Source organism: Frankia sp. CeRuru1, from assembly GCF_977966315.1.
Window position 1 is genome coordinate 1 of sequence record NZ_CDWWEW010000061.1, and the last position, 17,866, is coordinate 17,866.

Below are 17,866 nucleotides of genomic sequence, written 5' to 3' on the forward strand. Positions count from 1 at the left end.
CCCCCATCCGGGGCGCGAGATGGACGATGGCGAGGACGAAGGCGGCCGGGGACCTGATCGCGGGCCATCGGCCGGCCGGACGGCGCCGGGAGTTCCGCGGGGCGATCTGGTCGGCGTCATCCGCAGGCGGCTTCCAGCTACGCTGCATGGCATCGTGGTGGCGCCGGCCGCCCGGGCCGCCCTCGTTCTCGCGTTGGTCGCCCTCGCCGCCGCGCTCATGACCGCCTGGTTCTCCTGGCAGCACCGCCCGGTACCGCTCGCCTCCTCCGAGGTCGGTACCCTCCGGACGGGGGAGTCGGCGGCGGCTGGCAACGCCCGGTCGGACCACTCGGACCACGGGGCCACCGGTCCCACCTCCGCCACGGATACGAACGTGGCCTCGGCACCGACGACCAGGGCCGCCCGCACCGGGGCGAGCGGCGAGGTGGTGGTCGACGTCGCCGGCCGGGTGGCCCGGCCGGGTGTCGTCCGGCTCCCGGCGGGCGCGCGTGTGGTGGATGCGATCGAACGCGCCGGGGGAGCGCTCCCGGGCACCGACACGACCGGCCTTGCCCTGGCCCGGATGTTGGTCGACGGGGAACAGGTCCTCGTCGATGGCAGGCCCGGCCCGGCGCCGCTTGGGCAACCCGCAGGTACCGGCCTCGGGCCCGTCGGCGGGAGCACCGCGAGCGCCGCCGGTTCCACCGCGGCGACCGGTCCGATCGACCTGAACGCCGCGACCGTCGAGCAGCTTGACGGTCTGCCCGGGGTGGGGCCCGTGCTGGCTCGCCGCATCGTCGAGTGGCGCACGGCGCACGGGCCCTTCCGGTCGCCCGAGCAGCTCGCGGAGGTGACCGGAGTCGGCGACAAGCGGCTGGCCGATCTGCTGCCATTGCTGAAGGTTTGACGCTCCGGTGGTCGACGTCGGGATGGAGACGGGACTCGCGCTGCCGGAACGGCCGTCCGGGGCTTCCCGTCCGATGGACGCCCGGCTGGTGGGCCCGGCGGTCATGGCCTGGGCCGGCGCGGCGGTTGCCGGCACTTGGCCGCCGTCCGTTCCGTTGCTGGGCGCCGCCGGTGCGGTGCTCGTCGCGGCTCCGGTGTTCCTGCTGGTCCGGGTCCGCCCGCGGGGCGCTCGGCCGACTCGCCCAGGACCGGGCGGCGATCGGGCCGAGGTGGCTACGGGCGCGTCCCGTCCGTCGCCGTCGCCGTCGCCGTCGCCGTCGCCGTCGCCGTCGCAGCCGCAGCCGCAGCCGCGTAGCGCGCCGCTCACCCGGGGCGTCGGGCGGCGCTCCGCCGTCGCCGCCGTCGTTCTCACGGCACTCGTCTTCCTGGCCGCCGGGTTTTTCGCGGGTGGACTGGCGGCTCGTCCACGTGACAGCGGCCCGCTCGCCGATCTGGTCCGGCATGGCCGTCTGGTCACAGCCGAGGTCGTCGTCACCGACGATCCCCGCGCCACCTCCTCGTCCACCGCGGTCCGGACGGGAACCGGGCCCGGAGCCGGAGAGGGGGCCGGAGAGGGGGCTGGCGGCGCCGATCGCGTGACCTTCGTGATCTCCGTCCGGGCGGAGCGCCTCACCGCGCCCCCGGCGGATCTGCGGGTCCGGGCCCCGATGGTCCTGCTCGCGCGGGGCGGCGGTTGGGGCGCTCTGCTGCCCAGCCAGCACCTGGTCGTCTCCGGCAGGCTCGCCGAACCTCGGGTCGGTGACACCGTGGCCGCCGTTCTGTTCGCCAACGGCCCACCGCGGACCCGCGGCGGGCCCACCATGATCCAACGAATCGCCGGGGGGCTACGGGCCGGGCTGCGTCGAGCCGCTGGGGGACTGCCCGAACCGCGTCGCGGGCTGCTACCCGGCCTCGTGGTCGGCGACGTCTCCGGGCTCGACGACGCGGTGCGCGCGGACTTCCGCGCCGCCGGAATGTCCCATCTGACGGCCGTGTCCGGTAGCAACGTCGCCATCGTGACGGCCTCGGCGCTCTACCTCATGGGATGGACCGGGCGTGGGTCACGGTCGCGCGCCGCGGTGGGAGCCCTCGCCCTCGTCGGGTTCGTCGTGCTCGCCCGGCCCTCGGCCAGCGTGCTGCGTGCCGGGGCGATGGGTCTGGTCGGCCTGCTCGGGCTCGCCATTGGCCGTCCCAGGGCGGTGCTGCCCTCCCTGGCGGCGAGCGTGATCGTCTTAGTCCTGGTGGATCCCGCGCTCGCCCTCTCGGTCGGCTTCGCGCTGTCCGTCCTCGCCACGGCCGGAATGATCGTTTTTGCGCCGGGCTGGCGGGACGCACTCGCTCGGCGGCTGCCGGCGCGGATCGCCGAGGTGCTCGCCGTCGCGGCCGCCGCCCAGCTGGCGTGCACCCCGGTGTTGGCCTGGACCGGTGGGGGGCTGAGCCTCGTGGCGGTGCCCGCGAACGTCTTGGCCGTGCCCGCCGTCGCACCGGCGACCGTGCTGGGGGTACTGACGCTGGTCGTGGCGGCGGTGTCGCCGTCAGCAGCCGGGCTGCTCGCGCACCTCGCCGATCTGCCGTGCTGGTGGCTGGTAACGGTCGCCGGCCGGTGCGCCGATCTTCCTGCCGCGACGCTGCCGTGGCCCACGGGGGTGATGGGAGCGGGCGCGGCCGCCGGTGTCGCCGGGCTTGTGGTGGCGACGCTGCGGAGGCGGGTGCCGCGGCGACTGGTCGCCGCGGCCCTGGTCGGCCTGCTCCTGGCGCGATGCGCCGTTGCCGGGCGGCTGGCGCCGTGGCCGCCGCCCGGCTGGCGCCTGGTCGCCTGCGACGTCGGTCAGGGCGACGCCCTCGTGCTGTCGGCGGGACCGGGCACCGCGGTGCTGGTCGATGCCGGCCCCGATCCGGCCCTGCTGACCCGCTGCCTCTCCGACCTCGGCGTGCGACGGATACCGGTGGTCATTCTCAGTCACTTCCACGCCGATCACGTCGAGGGGCTGCCGGCCGTGCTCGGCCGGCTTCCGGTGGGGGAGGTACTCAGCAGCCCGCTGGGGGAACCCGTTCTCCAGTGGCATCGGGTCCAACAGTGGACCCGGCGGGCCGGTGTGCCGCTGCGGACGGCCGTCATCGGCTCCCGGGCACGGGTGGGGTCGGTCTCCTGGACCGTCCTGGCTCCGCGCACCGTGTTGCACGGCACCGAGAGCGATCCCAACAACGCGAGCCTGGTGCTCTCCGCACGGGTGGGGGAGGTGACCATCCTGCTCACCGGGGATGTGGAGCCGCCGGCTCAGCGGATGTTGACCGGCCGGCCGGGGGATAGGACGGCGCTACGAGCCGACGTGCTCAAGGTGCCCCATCACGGCGCCGCGGATCAGGACGTCACCTTCCTCGCGGCGACCGGGGCCCGATTCGCCCTGATCAGTGTCGGCACCGGGAACAGCTATGGTCATCCCGCGCCGTCCACCCTGCGGACGCTGCGCCGGTCCGGCATGGCCGTCGCCCGGACCGACCGCGACGGCGCGGTGGCGGTGGTCGCCGCGGCGGCACCCGCCGGGTCCGCCGAGTCTGGGTCCGCCGAGTCCGGGTCGCCGGCGGGAGCCGCCTCCGGGTCGGGGGCGCGGGTCCGCGTCTCGGTGGTGCTCCGCCGGCCTGGGGGCGGATCGTGACATGCTCACCTGCGTGTCCTCCTCTGAACTGCCGCCGCTCGTCCTCGTCACCGGCGACGAGGATCTACTCGTCGGTCGAGCCGTGCGCGGGGTTCTCGACGCGGCTCGGGCCCGTGATCCCGACGTCGAGGTCGTCGACCGGGCGGCCGGTGAGCTCAGCGAGGCCGATCTGATCGACCTCGGCGCCACCTCGATGTTCGGAGGTGGCCGGGTGATGGTCGTCCGTGGCACGCAGGACCTCGCCGAGGATCTGCGTGACGCGTTGCTGGAGTACATCGGTCGTCCGCTCGACGACGTCGTGCTCGTCGTCGTCCACAGCGGAGCGGTGAAGAACCGCAAACTCGCGGACGCGATGAAGGCCGCGGGCGCGCGGGTCGTGCCGGCAGTGAAGATCACCAAGCCGCGGGAGCGTCACGATTTCGTCGTCGCCGAAGTGCGGCGTCTCGGCGGCCGGGTCAGCGAGGGCGCGGTGCGCGCCCTGCTCGACGCGGTCGGCGGTGATCTGCGTGAGCTCGCCGCCGTTTGCGATCAGCTCGTGGCCGACACCGACGGGCTGCTCGACGAGGCCGCGGTGGCCCGTTTCCACCGGGGCCGGGCCGAGGCCAGCGGGTTCGCCGTCGCGGACGCGATCATCGGCGGCGACCTGCCGCAGGCGTTGACGCTGCTGCGTCAGTCCCTGGAGGGGGGTACCGCGGCCGTACTGGTCTCCAGTGCCGTCGCCGGTGGTCTGCGTGACCTCGCCCGGGTGGCGTCCGCGGGTCCTGGCTCGAAGTGGGATCTCACCCGAGCCCTGGGCATGCCGGACTGGAAGGTCGAGAAGGCGCAGCGCTCCGCCCGAGCATGGTCGGACCGGGGTCTCGGCCAGGCCCTGCGGGCGGCCGCCGAGGCCGACGCTGGCGTCAAGGGCGCTGCGGTCGACGCCGGTTACGCCTTGGAGAAACTGTTGCGCGAGGTCGCCGTGGCCAGGTCGGGCGGGCGGGCCCGGACGGCCGGGAGCCGGGGATGACCGACGGTCCGGGGATGACCGACGGTCCGGGAGCCGGTGCCGGCCTCGTCGTGGCTCCCCAGCCGGCCGTCGACCCCGACGCCCCGCCGCCGGGCGGCTGGTTCGGCCTGCGGGTGCTACCTGCGGGCTGGATGCGGGGACTGCTCATGATCGTGACTGGGCTGGTCACGGTGGTGATTGCACTCGGTGATCTTGCGAGCGCCTGGGTGGTCGGTGTCCTCCCGCTGACCGTCGGCGCGATGGTTGCCTATCACGAGGTGCTTGAGCGGCTGATCCGGCCGGACGACGTCTCGGCGGAACCGGCCCCACAGCAGCCCGGAGCCCGTTCCACGCCGTGCGGCGGGCTCTGACCGGGCGAGAGGCCTGACCGGCGGGTGGACACGCGGAAAGGGCGGGACGCCTGCGGCGCCCCGGCTGGAGGAGGACGACTCAGCTGGCGGCCAAGTCGGCATGCGCGCGAGCCAGCGCCGACTTCTTGTTGGCGGCCTGGTTGGCGTGAATGACACCCTTGCTGACGGCCTTGTCCAGCTTGCGGGACGCGATCCGCAGCGTCTCGTCGGCGCGCTCGACGTCACCGGCCTCCACGGCGTCGCGGAAGCGACGCACGTGCGTCTTGAGTTCCGACTTCACAGCCTTGTTGCGCAGCCGCCGCTTCTCGTTGGTGAGGTTGCGCTTGATCTGCGACTTGATGTTGGCCACGCGGGAGAACCTCTGATTTGTCGAGTCGGGGTGGTGCGGACACGTTATAGTACGCGCCGCACGGAATGGCGAGCAGATCATGACCGGACGACGATGCGGCCCGTCACGGATGCGGCCCGTCGCGGACGGCACTCAGATTATCAAACCCCCGCGCGACGGCGCACCGGCGCACCGTCGCGCGCGGCTCCTGGCACGATGAAGGTGGTCGACCCAGATCTCGGCACGGGCGGCTCCACCGTGATCACCGCGAGCGAAACGAGAACTCTCCGCGTGTCCACAGCCCCGCACCTGGCGCCCGGCGCCGACCCGGCGATGATCCGCAACTTCTGCATCATCGCCCACATCGACCACGGCAAGTCGACCCTTGCCGATCGGATGCTTGGTGTGACCGGTGTCGTGGAGGCGCGCAACATGCGCGCGCAGTACCTCGACCGCATGGACATCGAGCGTGAGCGCGGGATCACCATCAAGGCCCAGAACGTGCGCCTGCCATGGCGGGCCGACGATGGTCGGGACTACATCCTGCATCTCATCGACACGCCGGGCCACGTTGACTTCAGTTACGAGGTGAGCCGTTCGCTCGCGGCCTGCGAGGGCGCGGTGCTGCTGGTCGACGCGGCCCAGGGTATCGAAGCGCAGACTCTGGCGAACCTGTACCTGGCGATTGAGAACGACCTGACCATCGTTCCGGTACTCAACAAGATCGATCTTCCGGCGGCCCAGCCGGAGAAGTACGCCGAGGAGATTGCGACGATTATCGGCTGCGAACCGGGCGAGGTGCTCCGCGTGTCCGGCAAGACCGGCCAGGGGGTGCCGGAGCTGCTCAACGAGATCGTGCGCCGGGTGCCCGCCCCGGTCGGCGATCCGGACGGTCCGGCTCGTGCGATGATCTTCGACAGCGTCTACGACATCTACCGCGGCGTCATCACCTATGTACGGGTGGTCGATGGCACGCTGACCACCCGCGACCGGTGTCTGATGATGTCGACCGGCGCGAGCCACGAGACCCTCGAGGTAGGTGTCATCTCGCCGGACCCCCATCCGACCGGGTCGCTGTCGGTCGGCGAGGTCGGCTACGTCATCCCTGGGGTCAAGGACGTCCGGCAGGCCCGGGTCGGCGACACCATCACCACTACCCGGCGGCCGGCGACGGAGATGCTCGGTGGCTATCGGGATCCGTTGCCGATGGTGTACTCCGGGCTGTATCCGATCGACGGCAGCGAGTATCCCGCGCTGCGCGAGGCTCTCGACAAGCTTCAGCTCAACGACGCCGCCCTGACCTACGAACCGGAAACCTCCGCGGCACTGGGGTTCGGATTCCGGTGCGGCTTCCTGGGCCTGCTGCATCTGGAGATCGTCCGGGAGCGGCTGGAGCGCGAGTTCAACCTCACCCTCATCTCCACGGCCCCGAACGTCGTCTACCGGGTGGTCATGGAGGACCTTTCCGAGGTCACAGTGACCAATCCCAGTGACTGGCCGGGTGGGAAGATCGCCGAGGTGTACGAGCCCGTTGTCGAGGCGATGCTGCTGCTGCCGACCGACTTCGTCGGGGCGGTGATGGAACTGTGCCAGGGCCGGCGCGGCGTCCTGAAGGGGATGGACTATCTGTCGACCGACCGGGTGGAACTCAAGTACACGTTGCCCCTCGGTGAGATCATCTTCGACTTCTTCGACGCCCTGAAGTCCAGGACCCGGGGCTATGCCAGTCTCGACTACGAGCCGGCGGGGGAGCAGCTGGCCGATCTGGTGAAGGTCGACATCCTGTTGCAGGGGGAGACCGTCGATGCCTTCTCGGCGATCGTGCACCGTGAGAAGGCCTACGCCTACGGCGTGTCCATGACGACCAAGCTGCGCGAGCTGATTCCGCGTCAGCAGTTCGAGGTGCCGATCCAGGCGGCGATCGGCAGCCGGATCATCGCGCGGGAGAACATCCGCGCCATCCGCAAGGACGTGCTCGCCAAGTGCTACGGCGGCGACATCACCCGCAAGCGCAAGCTGCTCGAGAAGCAGAAGGAGGGCAAGAAGCGGATGAAGACGATCGGTCGGGTCGAGGTGCCACAGGAGGCCTTCATCGCGGCGCTGTCCACGGACACCGGCAAGCCGGCGGTGAAGTGAGTCCGGTGCGGGGCCGGCGCGGGACCGTGGCGCCATCTGCCTGTTCGGTGGGTCGGCCGCTCAGCTGGTCGGCCGCTCAGCCGGTCGGCAGGGGGGTGGCCGGGAGACGGATCGGTTCGGTGGCCGGTTCGGCGGCCGGTTCGGAGAACGACAGGCCCGCGATGGGGGCGGCGGCGCTGGAACGGTACACGGTGGTTCGGGGTGGGAGCAGTTCGAAGATCTCGTCGAGAACGGCCCTGGCGTCGTCGTCCATGACCGGATCTTTTCGCACCGACGTCGATCGGTCCACGGTGAACCACCCATATTTTCCCTTCTGTGCCCAACGATGACAAAATGTCATTACACCCGGCCAGCTTCGCTGAAGCGGGTATTCCGGCCTTATCTCCAGGTGGTCCTCGTGTGGCCATCCTTGGCCCGCCGACGCGGTTGACAAACGTAGCGTTGCCGCGAGAGCACACGTTGGGGGCACACTGGGGGCATGCCACAAAAGCCTCCCGACGGCTCGCCTCCGCCGGACGACGGTGCCCTCCCGGCTGCCGCGCTGGCCGAGGTGACCCGGCGACCGTTCGGGGTCTACGTGCATGTGCCCTACTGTGCGGCGCGCTGCGGCTACTGCGACTTCAACACCTACACGGCGGCCGACCTGGGCGGCGCACTGGTGTCGTCGGTGGGCCTCACGACGTTCGTCGACATCGCGACCGGCGAGGTCCGGCTCGCGCGTACCGTGCTTGGTGAGCAGGAGCTCGTGATCTCCACGGTCTTCGTCGGTGGCGGCACGCCGACCCTGTTGACCGCTGACGATCTCGGGCGGCTGTTGCGGATCCTGGACGACGGGTTCGGGTTGGCGCCCGACGCGGAGATCACTACCGAGGCGAATCCGGAGTCGGTGGATCCGGCGCAACTGGAGCAGCTGCGCGCCGCCGGTTACACCCGGATCTCCTTTGGCATGCAGAGTAGTCGTCCGCACGTCCTCGCCGCCCTGGACCGGCGGCACACCCCCGGCCGCGTGCCCGAGGTAATGCGCTGGGCCCGCAAGGCCGGCTTTGACCAGGTCAGCCTGGACCTCATCTACGGGGCTCCGGGCGAGTCGGAGGCGGACTGGGCGGCGAGTCTGGACGCGGCGATCCAGCTCGGCCCGGACCACGTCAGTGCCTACGCGCTGACGGTTGAGGAGGGCACGAAACTGTCCCGCCGGGTCCGCCGGGGCGAGCTGCTCGAACCCGACGACGACCTGCTTGCCGACCGCTACCTGCAGGCCGATGACGCTCTGTGCGCGGCCGGCCTGACCAGCTACGAGGTCAGCAACTGGTCGCGGGGGGCCGGTACCCGGTGCCGGCACAATCTGGGGTACTGGCGCGGAGATCACTGGTGGGGGATCGGTCCGGGCGCGCACAGCCACGTCGGCGGGGTGCGATGGTGGAACGTGCGTCATCCGGCGGAGTACGCGGCCCGGCTGGGGGCCGGGCGCAGTCCCGCGGCTGCCCGGGAGGAGCTCGACGCGCAGGCCCGCAGGGTCGAGCGGGTCATGCTGGGCGTCCGGTTGGCCGAGGGACTGGCCGTCGGTGAGCTGGACGGGGCCGGCCGGGAGGCCGCCGCCGGGCTTGCGAAGTCCGGCCTGGTGGAACCCGGTGCCCTGGAGTTCGGCCGGGTGCGTCTCACCCGTCGCGGTCGTCTGCTCACCGACACGGTCGTGCGAGCCTTGCTGCCCGACTGATGCCGCTGCCCGACTGGCGCCGCTGCCCGACTGGCGCCGCCACCGGCCGGCGGCCGTCCGGTGGCCCGATCGGGCGGGACCGGAACCTGGGTAACGGCGTGTTCGTTTCGTTATGAGGACGTCGCCGGGCCCTCACCGGTAATTCGTGGGGCGGCTCGTGTTCTGTGCTTCGACCTGAGCAGGCGGCTACACTTGGCACTCACTGCGGCCGAGTGCCAAGCTGGGTGCCCGCCGCTGTACATACCGTGGCCCGGCCACGTCCCGCCTGGTGAAGGGGGTGCGACCGCGTGCTGGAGGATCGGCGGCTCGAAGTCCTTCGGGCGATTGTTGAGGACTTTGTGCTGAGCAACGAGCCGGTGGGTTCCAAGGCGCTGGCGGAGCGGCACAACCTCGGTGTGTCATCAGCTACTGTCCGTAACGACATGTCCGCCCTGGAGGAAGAGGGGTACATCACACAGCCCCATACCAGCGCAGGACGGATACCGACGGACAAGGGCTACCGGTTGTTCGTGGACCGGTTGTCCGGGGTGAAGCCGCTGTCCCGGGCTGAACGTCGGGCGATCCAGAGCTTCCTGGAGGGCGCCGTCGACCTGGATGACGTGGTGCGCCGCTCCGTGCGGCTGCTCGCCCAGCTCACCCGGCAGGTGGCCGTCGTGCAGTACCCCTCCCTGTCGAGTAGCAGCATCCGGCACATCGAGGTTGTCACGCTCGGCCCGTACCGCCTGCTGATGGTCCTCATCACCGACACCGGGCGGGTCGAGCAGCGTATCGTCGACAGCCTCGTACCCGTCGAGGACGAGGTCGCCGGCGAGCTGCGTTCCGCGCTTAACTGCGCGCTGGCCGGCCGGCGCTTGGTCGACGCCCCCGACATCGTCGCGGCCCTGCCCGACAGCACCCGCTCCGAGCTGCGCCCCTACCTGGCCACGATGGCCGGCGCCGTGCTGGAGTCGCTGGTCGAGCGGCAGGAGGAGCGCATCGCGATGGCCGGGACGGCGAATCTCACGCGGTCCCCGGTCGACTTCGCCGACTCGTTGCGGTCGATACTTGAGGCATTGGAAGAACAGGTCGTGCTGATGAAGCTCATCGGCTCGGCGCGGGAGACCGGTACTGTAACCGTACGGATCGGTCGCGAAACGGATGTGGACGCCCTCCGGTCCACCGCGGTGGTGGCCACGGGATACGGTCGTGGTCCCTTCGCGCTGGGTGGGATGGGGGTGGTCGGCCCGATGCGCATGGACTATCCGGGGACGATGGCGGCCGTCCGGGCCGTCGCCAAATATGTGGGTGAACTCTTGGGTGCCGACTGATGGCAGTGGATTATTACGCCGTTCTGGGCGTACGCCGGGAAGCGTCGAACGACGAGATCAAGCGGGCCTACCGCAAACTGGCCCGTGAGCTGCATCCGGACGTCAATCCAGATCCGGATGCGCAGCAGCGCTTCCGGGGCGTCACGGCCGCGTACGAGGTGCTCTCCGATCCGGAGAAGCGCCAGATCGTCGACCTGGGCGGCGATCCGCTCGCGCCCGGCGGCGGCGGTGGTGGTTCGCCGTTCGGCGCCGGTTTCGGCGGCCTTGGTGACATCATGGACGCCTTCTTCGGCGGCGGGTCGAGCCGTGGGCCCCGGTCCCGGGTCCGGCGCGGCAACGACGCGCTGCTGCGTATCGAGCTCGACCTGTCCGAGACCGCGTTCGGCGCCACGCGCGAGATCACCGTGGACACGGCGGCGGTGTGCTCGACGTGTACCGGCGCCGGTGCGGCTCCCGGCACGCACCCGTCGACCTGCGGCACCTGCGGCGGGCGGGGCGAGGTCCAGCAGGTCACCCGTTCCTTCCTCGGCCAGATGGTGACCTCCCGGCCTTGTCCGCGGTGTTCGGGTACCGGCACCGTGATCGAGCATCCCTGCCGGGACTGCGGCGGCGACGGCCGGGTACGCAAGCGCCGGACGCTCACCGTGAAGATCCCCTCCGGGGTCGAGGACGGCATGCGCATCCGGCTGTCGGGCGAGGGCGAGGTCGGGCCCGGCGGCGGGCCGCCCGGTGACCTTTACGTCGAGGTCTCCGAGAAGCAGCACCCGGTCTTCACCCGGGAGGGCGACGATCTGCACTGTGAGCTGCCGCTGCCGATGACCTCGGCGGCGCTCGGCACCTCCGCCACGCTGGAGACCCTCGACGGCACCGAGACCATCGCCGTGAAGCCCGGCACCCAGCCCGGTGAGGTCATCAAGCTCGCCGGGCGCGGGGTTCCGCATCTGCGGGCCGCCGGGCGCGGTCATCTGCACATCCACATCAACGTCGAGACTCCGACGAAGCTGGACGGCGAGCAGGAGCGGTTGCTGCGGGAGTTGGCGAAGCTGCGCGACGAGGAGGCGCCGGCCGTCGTGGGCGGATCCTCCGGCGGCGGCGCGGCGGGGCTGTTCCGGCGGCGGGGCACGCGCCGCGGCCGTTAGCCCGGTCGTCGGCCGTGACCGCTGCGGAGAGGATGCATCCTGACCAGCGCCCTGTTCCGGCTGTCGCCGCTGCCGATCGCGGACTCGTTCACCCTCGCTGGTCCGGAGGGTCGCCATGCGGCCATGGTGCGCCGGCTGCGGCCGGGGGAACCGGTCGACGTGACCGACGGTCTTGGCCATGCGGTGGAGTGCGAGGTCGTCGCCGTCCGGCGGGATGAGATCGACTGCGCCGTCCGGCGCCGGGTCGCCGCCGGGGCCCCGAGCCCCCGGCTGGTTGTCGTGCAGGCCCTTGCCAAGGGGGATCGGGGCGAGCGGGCGGTGGAGATGCTGACCGAGGTCGGTGTCGACGAGATCGTGCCGTGGTCGGCGGCCCGGTCCGTGGCCCGTTGGGAGGGTGTCCGTGGCGTGCGGGCCCGGGAACGCTGGGTCAGAGCCGCGGAGGAGGCGTCGAAGCAGTCCCACCGACTGCACTGGCCAGTGGTGGGCGAGCTGGCCGGCCTGAAGGAGGTTGTCGAGCGGGTGCGGGCGGCGGCGCTTGCCGTCGTCCTGCACGAGGAGGCGACCATCCCGTTGGTCGGACTGGCCCGCTCGGTTGGACTGGCCCGCTCGGTTGAGGTGCCGGAGCGGGTGGGCCCGACCGCCTCGGCGGCGGAGCTGGTGCTCGTCGTGGGCCCCGAGGGAGGGGTGTCCGAGCCGGAACTGGCCACGCTGGGTGAGGCCGGAGCGATCGTGTCGCGGCTCGGTTTGACGGTGCTGCGCACATCCACCGCCGGTGTCGCGGCCGCGGCGGTCGTGTTCGCGGACCTCGGTCGTTGGGACGGCCCGGCGCGGTGATGGATAGACTGGCCAGGTAGCGCCCGTGGTCCGCCTCGCTGGGCGGCCCCTCCGGCTGGAGGGGTTCTGTCCCGGTGTCGGCCGTCCGCGCCGCGCCGCCTACCGCGATCATCAATCCTGAGAGGTGCCCCGGCCTCGCTGGCCGCTCTTTATGCCCGAATCCGTTACGCCACCCGTCGCGCCCGACACCAGGGTCCAGACGCGCATTGTCGTACCCGGTCCGCACAGCATGGTGAGTCTGCTCGGTCACCAGGATCAGCTGCTCCGTACCGTCGAGAAGGCTTTCTCCTCGGATATCCACGTGCGTGGCAACGAGATCACCATCACCGGCGCTCCGGCTGAGAACGAGCTCGCTGCCAGGTTGTTCGCCGAGCTCATCGCGCTGCTCGACGCCGGGACGGAGCTCAGCCCGCAGCATGTCGACCATTCGCTGGCGATGCTGCGCAGCGGCGCCGAGGAGCGGCCGGCCGAGGTTCTCACCCTCAACATCCTCTCCAGCCGGGGCCGGACGATCCGGCCGAAGACGCTGAACCAGAAGCGGTACGTCGATGCGATCGACCAGCACACCATCGTTTTCGGGATCGGGCCGGCCGGCACCGGTAAGACCTACCTCGCCATGGCGAAGGCCGTTCAGGCGTTGCAGGCCAAGAAGGTGAACCGGATCATTCTGACCCGCCCCGCGGTCGAGGCGGGGGAACGCCTCGGGTTCCTGCCGGGGACCCTGTACGAGAAGATCGATCCTTACCTGCGGCCGCTCTACGACGCGCTGCATGACATGATCGATCCGGACTCGATCCCGCGGCTGATGCAGAGCGGCACGATCGAGGTGGCCCCACTGGCCTACATGCGCGGCCGGACGCTGAATGACGCCTTCATCATCCTCGACGAAGCCCAGAACACCTCGCCGGAACAGATGAAGATGTTCCTCACCCGGCTCGGCTTCGGTGCGAAGATCGTTGTTACTGGGGACGTGACCCAGGTCGACCTCCCCAGCGGCACCCGCAGCGGGCTGCGGGTGGTCCGGGAGATCCTCGACGGCCTCGACGACGTCCATTTTGCATCCCTGACCAGCTCCGATGTGGTTCGGCACCGGCTCGTGAGCGAGATCGTCGACGCCTACGCCCGCTGGGACGCGGCCAGCGCGCCGCCACCCGCCCCGGCCCGGTCTGCCCGTCGGGACCGACGGTGACCGTCGCCGCGGTCGGAGAGGACCGCTGATGGCCGTATTCGTTGCCAACGAGTCGGGCGCGAGTGACGTCGACGAGGTGAGGCTGGCCGCGCTCGCCCGGTTCGTGCTCGACGCCATGAAGGTGAACCCGCTCGCCGAGCTCTCGGTGATGCTGGTGGAGCCGAAGGCTATGACCGATCTGCACGTCCGGTACATGGGCGAGGAGGGCCCGACCGACGTCCTGTCCTTCCCGCAGGACGACGCCTTCGACGCCTCGTGGTCGGAGTCGGTCGACGACGATCCGACCACCCTGCTCGGCGACGTCGTGCTGTGCCCGGACGTCGCGCGGCGGCAGGCGGAGCAGGCCGGTCACTCCTTCGATCGCGAGCTGTCCCTGCTGTGCACCCACGGCATCCTGCACCTGCTCGGCTACGACCACGCCGAGCCGGACGAGGAACGCGAGATGTGGAAGCTACAGAGCCAGCTGCTCGCGTCGTGGGACGGCGCGGTGCGGGCCCCCGGCGACGCGGACGCCGCCCGCGATGCCGCGGGCAGCGGCGAGGGCCGCCGTAGTGACCAGAGCCGCCGTAGTGACCAGGGCCGTGGCGGTGGCGCCGGAGAGCCCCCTGCCGCGCCCGCACGCTGACCCGGCACAAGGGGGTCCGCATGAGTTCCGGTGATCTTTTTCTCGTCTTCATCGCCGTGATGGGCTCGCTTGCCGCGGCGGGTCTCGGCGGCATCGACGCGGCCCTGACCCGGGTCTCCCGGGTGACGGTCGAGGGCTTCTCCCGCCAGGGCCGGGCCGGTGCCCGGAACCTGGCGACCGTCGTGGCCGATCCGGGCCGCTACCTCGCGCTGCTGCTGCTCCTGCGCATCGTCGCGGAGATGCTCGCCGCGGCCTGTATCACGGTGCTGTTCGTGCACGCCTACGGGGCCGGCTTCGCCGCGATCGGCCTCGGGACGCTGGCCTCGACCCTGGTCGCGTATATCCTCGTCGGGGTGATGTCCCGTACCCTGGGCCGCCAGCACGCCCCCGCGGTGGCGTTGGCCAGCGCCGGTCTCACGGTCCGGCTGGCGCGGATCTTCGGGCCGTTGCCCCGGCTGCTGATCGCGTTCGGCAACGCGGTCACCCCCGGCCCTGGTTTCCGGGATGGTCCCTTCGCTTCCGAGGCCGAGCTGCGCGATCTCGTCGACCTCGCCGAGGAGAACGAGGTCATCGAGCGCGAGGAACGCGACATGATCGCGTCGGTGTTCGAGCTCGGGGACACCCTGGTGCGCGAGGTGATGGTGCCGCGTCCGGACATGCTCTTCATCGAGTCGACGAAGACCGTCCGGCAGGCCCTCGCGTTGGCCCTGCGCAGCGGCTTCTCGCGGATCCCCGTCATCGGGGAGAGCGTCGACGACGTGGTGGGGATCGCCTTCCTCAAGGACATGGTCCGCCGGGAACGCGAGGGGGGCGAGGACGGTGCGATCGCTGAGATCATGCGTTCGCCCGCGCTTGTGCCCGAGAGTAAGCCCGCGGACGACCTGCTCCGCGAGATGCAGGCGTCGCGCACCCACATGGCGATCGTCATCGACGAGTACGGTGGAACGGCCGGACTCGTCACCATCGAGGACATCCTCGAGGAGATCGTCGGTGAGATCACCGACGAGTACGACAACGAGGTTCCGCCGGTGGAGTGGATCGACGCTGACACCGCGCGGGTAACCGCCCGGCTCGACATCGACGATCTGGCGAAGCTGTTCCACTTCGATGTGGACGACCTGCCCGGCGCGGACGACACCCTCACCGTCGGTGGCCTGCTGGCCACGGCCCTGGGACGGGTGCCCATTCCGGGTGCGACGGTCACGGTCGGTGGGTTGCGGCTGTCGGCGGAACGGGCCGCCGGCCGGCGTAACCAGATCGGCACCGTGGTCGTCCAGCGGTTGCCGCATCCGTCGAACGGCGACGACGGCTCGCCGCCTCCCCGATCCGACGACGGCGGCGAACCCGTGCGCAGCTCGTCGTCGGACAGAAAGGTGAATTCGTGACCGCCGACGTGACCCGGTCGGGGACCGTGCCTGCCGATGGCAACTCGGCCGACGGCGCCCCGGCTCTCGACCTCGCCGCCGAGGACGCGAAGCTCGTGGTGCTGGCCAGGGCGGCGCGGCTGCGTGCCTACGCCCCCTCGGGCGACCCTGCGGAGGGGGCGGCGCTGCGTGACACCGACGGTCGCACCTACGCGGCGGCGACTCTCGGCCTGGGCCGGGCCGAGCTAGCGATCTCGGCGCTGCGCGCGGCGGTGGCCGCCGCGGTGTCCAGTGGCGCCCGCCGGTTCGAAGCTGCCGCGGTGGTCACGCAGAAGGACGAGCTCGACCGCGCCGACCTGGCGACGTTGGCCGAGTTCGGCGCCGGGATCCCGGTGTTCCTCGCCGGCCCGGACGGCGTCGCCCGGACCAGGGTGACCACCTAGCGTGTCGACAACGACCTCGGTGCCGTTCCGGGCCGGCTTCGCCTGCCTCGTCGGACGGCCCAACGCCGGCAAGTCGACGCTGACGAACGCGCTGGTAGGGACGAAGGTCGCCATCACCAGCGGGCGACCACAGACCACTCGGCACGCCATCCGCGGCATCGTCCACCGCGACGACGCCCAGCTCGTCCTGGTCGACACCCCGGGGTTGCACCGGCCGCGCACGCTGCTCGGGCAGCGGCTCAATGACGTGGTGCGGGCCACGCTGTCCGAGGTTGACGTCGTCGGTTTCTGCATGCCCGCGGACGAGCCGGTCGGCCGGGGGGACCGCTTCATCGCCGAGGAGCTGTCCCGGCTGCCCAAGCGCACCCCGGTGGTCGCCATCCTCACCAAGACAGACCGGGTCGCCGATCCCGATCGGATCGGCGCCCGCCTGCTCGAGATCGCCGGGCTCGGCGAGTTCAGTGACATCGTTCCAGTCAGCGCGGTGCGCTCCTACCAGGTCGACGTGCTCGCCGACGTGCTCGTCGCCCGGCTGCCCGCCGGGCCTGCGCTGTATCCCGGTGGGGAGCTGACCGACGAACCGGAACAGGTGATGGTCGCCGAACTCGTCCGTGAGGCCGCGTTGGAGGGGGTCCGCGACGAGTTGCCGCACTCGCTCGCCGTCGTGGTGGAGGAGATGGTCCCCCGGGAGGGCAGGCCGGCGCAGCGTCCTCTCCTCGACGTCCGGGTGAACGTCTTCGTTGAGCGGCCCAGCCAGAAGGCGATTGTCATCGGGACCAGTGGATCCCGCCTCAAGGAAGTCGGTTCCCGCGCCCGCACCCAGATCGAGGCGCTCCTCGGCACCCCGGTCTTCCTCGATCTACATGTCAAGGTCGCCAAGGCCTGGCAGCGCGATCCGCGTCAGCTGCGTCGCCTGGGGTTCTGAGCCGGCTCGCCGCCGGCCCCACCGGGGCACCGTCAGTACCGCGTCCATGCCGCTCTGTACTGCCGTACCTACCCCGGCTATGGGAACGGGATGCCCGGCGGGCTCCTCAGGAGAACATCCCGGCCGGTACCGGCCATCTGCCGGGCGACCTCGCTTCACCGCATGAACTCGGGGCCGTGCAACCATGGGCGGGTGCCGGTGTATCGCGACGAAGGTGTCGTCCTGCGCACGGCCCCCCTCGCCGAGGCCGACCGCATCATTACCGTGCTCACCCGTCGGACCGGTCGGGTGCGGGCCGTCGCCAAGGGTGTCCGCAAAACGTCCTCGCGGTTCGGGTCGCGGCTGGAGCCGGGCACGTACGTCGATCTGCTGCTGCATTCCGGCCGGGCGCTGGACACGGTCACCCAGGCGGACATCATCTCTCCCTACGGCGCCACGATCGCCGTCGACTACCCGAGGTACACCGCGGCCGCGGTGATGCTCGAGACCGCCGAGCGGTTGACCAGCGAGGAACGCCAGCCCGCCCTGCGGCTGTTCCTCCTGCTCGTCGGTGGTCTGCGTACGCTCGCCGGCGGGGAGCGCCCACCCGCGCTCGTCCTCGACGCGTTCCTGCTGCGGGCGCTCGCGGTGTCCGGGTATGGGATGGCCCTAGACGACTGCGCGCGCTGCGGTGGGCCTGGGCTGCACCTGTCGTTGTCCGTGTCGGGCGGCGGCGTAGTGTGCCCGCAATGTCGCCCGCACGGTGCGGCGTCGGTGTCCGCGGGTGCGGTGCGGCTGCTCGCGGATCTGTTGCGCGGTGACTGGGACGGTGCACTGGTCAGTGACGCCCGCGCCCGGCGGGAGGCCGGTGGCATCGTCGCCGCCTATCTCCAGTGGCATCTCGAACGTGGGCTTCGCGCGCTGCCTCATCTGGAGAGGGCGTGAC

The 17,866-nt window shown here is 71.1% G+C and carries 17 protein-coding genes; 15 read left to right on the forward strand and 2 right to left on the reverse strand.

Annotated features, from left to right (window positions below; genetic code table 11):
- From AC08OP_RS07005 to AC08OP_RS07020, 4 genes are all read left to right on the forward strand, one after another.
- On the forward strand, positions 1-886 hold an 886-nt coding region (locus tag AC08OP_RS07005; RefSeq protein WP_476613443.1), incomplete at its 5' end, for a ComEA family DNA-binding protein.
- Positions 887-893: 7 nt separating this feature from the next.
- Complete coding sequence (locus AC08OP_RS07010; RefSeq protein WP_476613444.1) at positions 894-3,581, forward strand: ComEC/Rec2 family competence protein; 2,688 nt, start codon at positions 894-896, stop codon at positions 3,579-3,581.
- 1 nt (position 3,582) lies between these two features.
- Positions 3,583-4,587, forward strand: coding sequence for a DNA polymerase III subunit delta (gene holA, locus AC08OP_RS07015; RefSeq protein WP_476613445.1), 1,005 nt, complete (start codon positions 3,583-3,585; stop codon positions 4,585-4,587).
- Entirely contained in the window at positions 4,584-4,937 is a 354-nt protein-coding gene (locus AC08OP_RS07020) for a hypothetical protein (RefSeq protein ID WP_476613446.1), read from the forward strand. The genes holA and AC08OP_RS07020 overlap by 4 nt, the downstream gene beginning before the upstream one ends.
- A 79-nt stretch (positions 4,938-5,016) precedes the next feature.
- Here the strand turns inward: AC08OP_RS07020 and rpsT are convergent, their stop codons facing one another.
- Positions 5,017-5,286 carry a 30S ribosomal protein S20 gene (rpsT, locus tag AC08OP_RS07025; protein WP_462188090.1) on the reverse strand — a complete coding sequence of 90 codons (270 nt, stop codon included), beginning with the start codon at positions 5,284-5,286 and terminating at the stop codon, positions 5,017-5,019.
- A gap of 270 nt (positions 5,287-5,556) precedes the next feature.
- Between rpsT and lepA the strand changes: the two genes are divergently transcribed.
- Positions 5,557-7,401: a translation elongation factor 4 gene (lepA, locus tag AC08OP_RS07030; RefSeq protein WP_476613447.1), complete on the forward strand. Its 1,845-nt coding sequence runs from the start codon at positions 5,557-5,559 to the stop codon at positions 7,399-7,401.
- A 76-nt stretch (positions 7,402-7,477) separates the two neighbouring features.
- Here the strand turns inward: lepA and AC08OP_RS07035 are convergent, their stop codons facing one another.
- Positions 7,478-7,654, reverse strand: a complete 177-nt coding sequence (locus AC08OP_RS07035; protein ID WP_476613448.1) for a hypothetical protein — start codon at positions 7,652-7,654, stop codon at positions 7,478-7,480.
- 225 nt (positions 7,655-7,879) lie between these two features.
- Between AC08OP_RS07035 and hemW the strand changes: the two genes are divergently transcribed.
- The 10 genes from hemW (at position 7,880) to recO (ending at position 17,865) form a co-directional block, all read left to right on the forward strand.
- Positions 7,880-9,115, forward strand: a complete 1,236-nt coding sequence (gene hemW / locus AC08OP_RS07040) for a radical SAM family heme chaperone HemW (RefSeq protein ID WP_476613449.1) — start codon at positions 7,880-7,882, stop codon at positions 9,113-9,115.
- Positions 9,116-9,402: 287 nt separating this feature from the next.
- Complete coding sequence (gene hrcA, locus AC08OP_RS07045) at positions 9,403-10,422, forward strand: heat-inducible transcriptional repressor HrcA (protein ID WP_476613450.1); 1,020 nt, start codon at positions 9,403-9,405, stop codon at positions 10,420-10,422.
- Positions 10,422-11,561: a molecular chaperone DnaJ gene (gene dnaJ, locus AC08OP_RS07050; RefSeq protein WP_476613451.1), complete on the forward strand. Its 1,140-nt coding sequence runs from the start codon at positions 10,422-10,424 to the stop codon at positions 11,559-11,561. The genes hrcA and dnaJ overlap by 1 nt, the downstream gene beginning before the upstream one ends.
- A gap of 123 nt (positions 11,562-11,684) precedes the next feature.
- On the forward strand, positions 11,685-12,395 hold the full coding sequence (locus AC08OP_RS07055; RefSeq protein WP_476613452.1) for a 16S rRNA (uracil(1498)-N(3))-methyltransferase: 711 nt from the start codon (positions 11,685-11,687) through the stop codon (positions 12,393-12,395).
- Between the two features lie 151 nt (positions 12,396-12,546).
- Positions 12,547-13,584 (forward strand): PhoH family protein, encoded by a 1,038-nt coding sequence (locus AC08OP_RS07060; RefSeq protein ID WP_462188098.1) that lies wholly within the window; start codon positions 12,547-12,549, stop codon positions 13,582-13,584.
- 28 nt (positions 13,585-13,612) lie between these two features.
- On the forward strand, positions 13,613-14,209 hold the full coding sequence (gene ybeY, locus AC08OP_RS07065) for an rRNA maturation RNase YbeY (RefSeq protein WP_476613453.1): 597 nt from the start codon (positions 13,613-13,615) through the stop codon (positions 14,207-14,209).
- Positions 14,210-14,229: 20 nt separating this feature from the next.
- The gene (locus tag AC08OP_RS07070) at positions 14,230-15,594 is read left to right on the forward strand and encodes a hemolysin family protein (protein WP_462202793.1); all 1,365 of its coding nucleotides are present in this window, start codon (positions 14,230-14,232) and stop codon (positions 15,592-15,594) included.
- Positions 15,591-16,016, forward strand: a complete 426-nt coding sequence (locus AC08OP_RS07075) for a cytidine deaminase (RefSeq protein WP_462187697.1) — start codon at positions 15,591-15,593, stop codon at positions 16,014-16,016. The genes AC08OP_RS07070 and AC08OP_RS07075 overlap by 4 nt, the downstream gene beginning before the upstream one ends.
- Position 16,017: 1 nt before the next feature.
- Complete coding sequence (era, locus tag AC08OP_RS07080; RefSeq protein ID WP_476613454.1) at positions 16,018-16,941, forward strand: GTPase Era; 924 nt, start codon at positions 16,018-16,020, stop codon at positions 16,939-16,941.
- 162 nt (positions 16,942-17,103) lie between these two features.
- Positions 17,104-17,865, forward strand: a complete 762-nt coding sequence (gene recO / locus AC08OP_RS07085; protein WP_476613455.1) for a DNA repair protein RecO — start codon at positions 17,104-17,106, stop codon at positions 17,863-17,865.
- The last annotated feature ends 1 nt before the right edge of the window (position 17,866 follow it).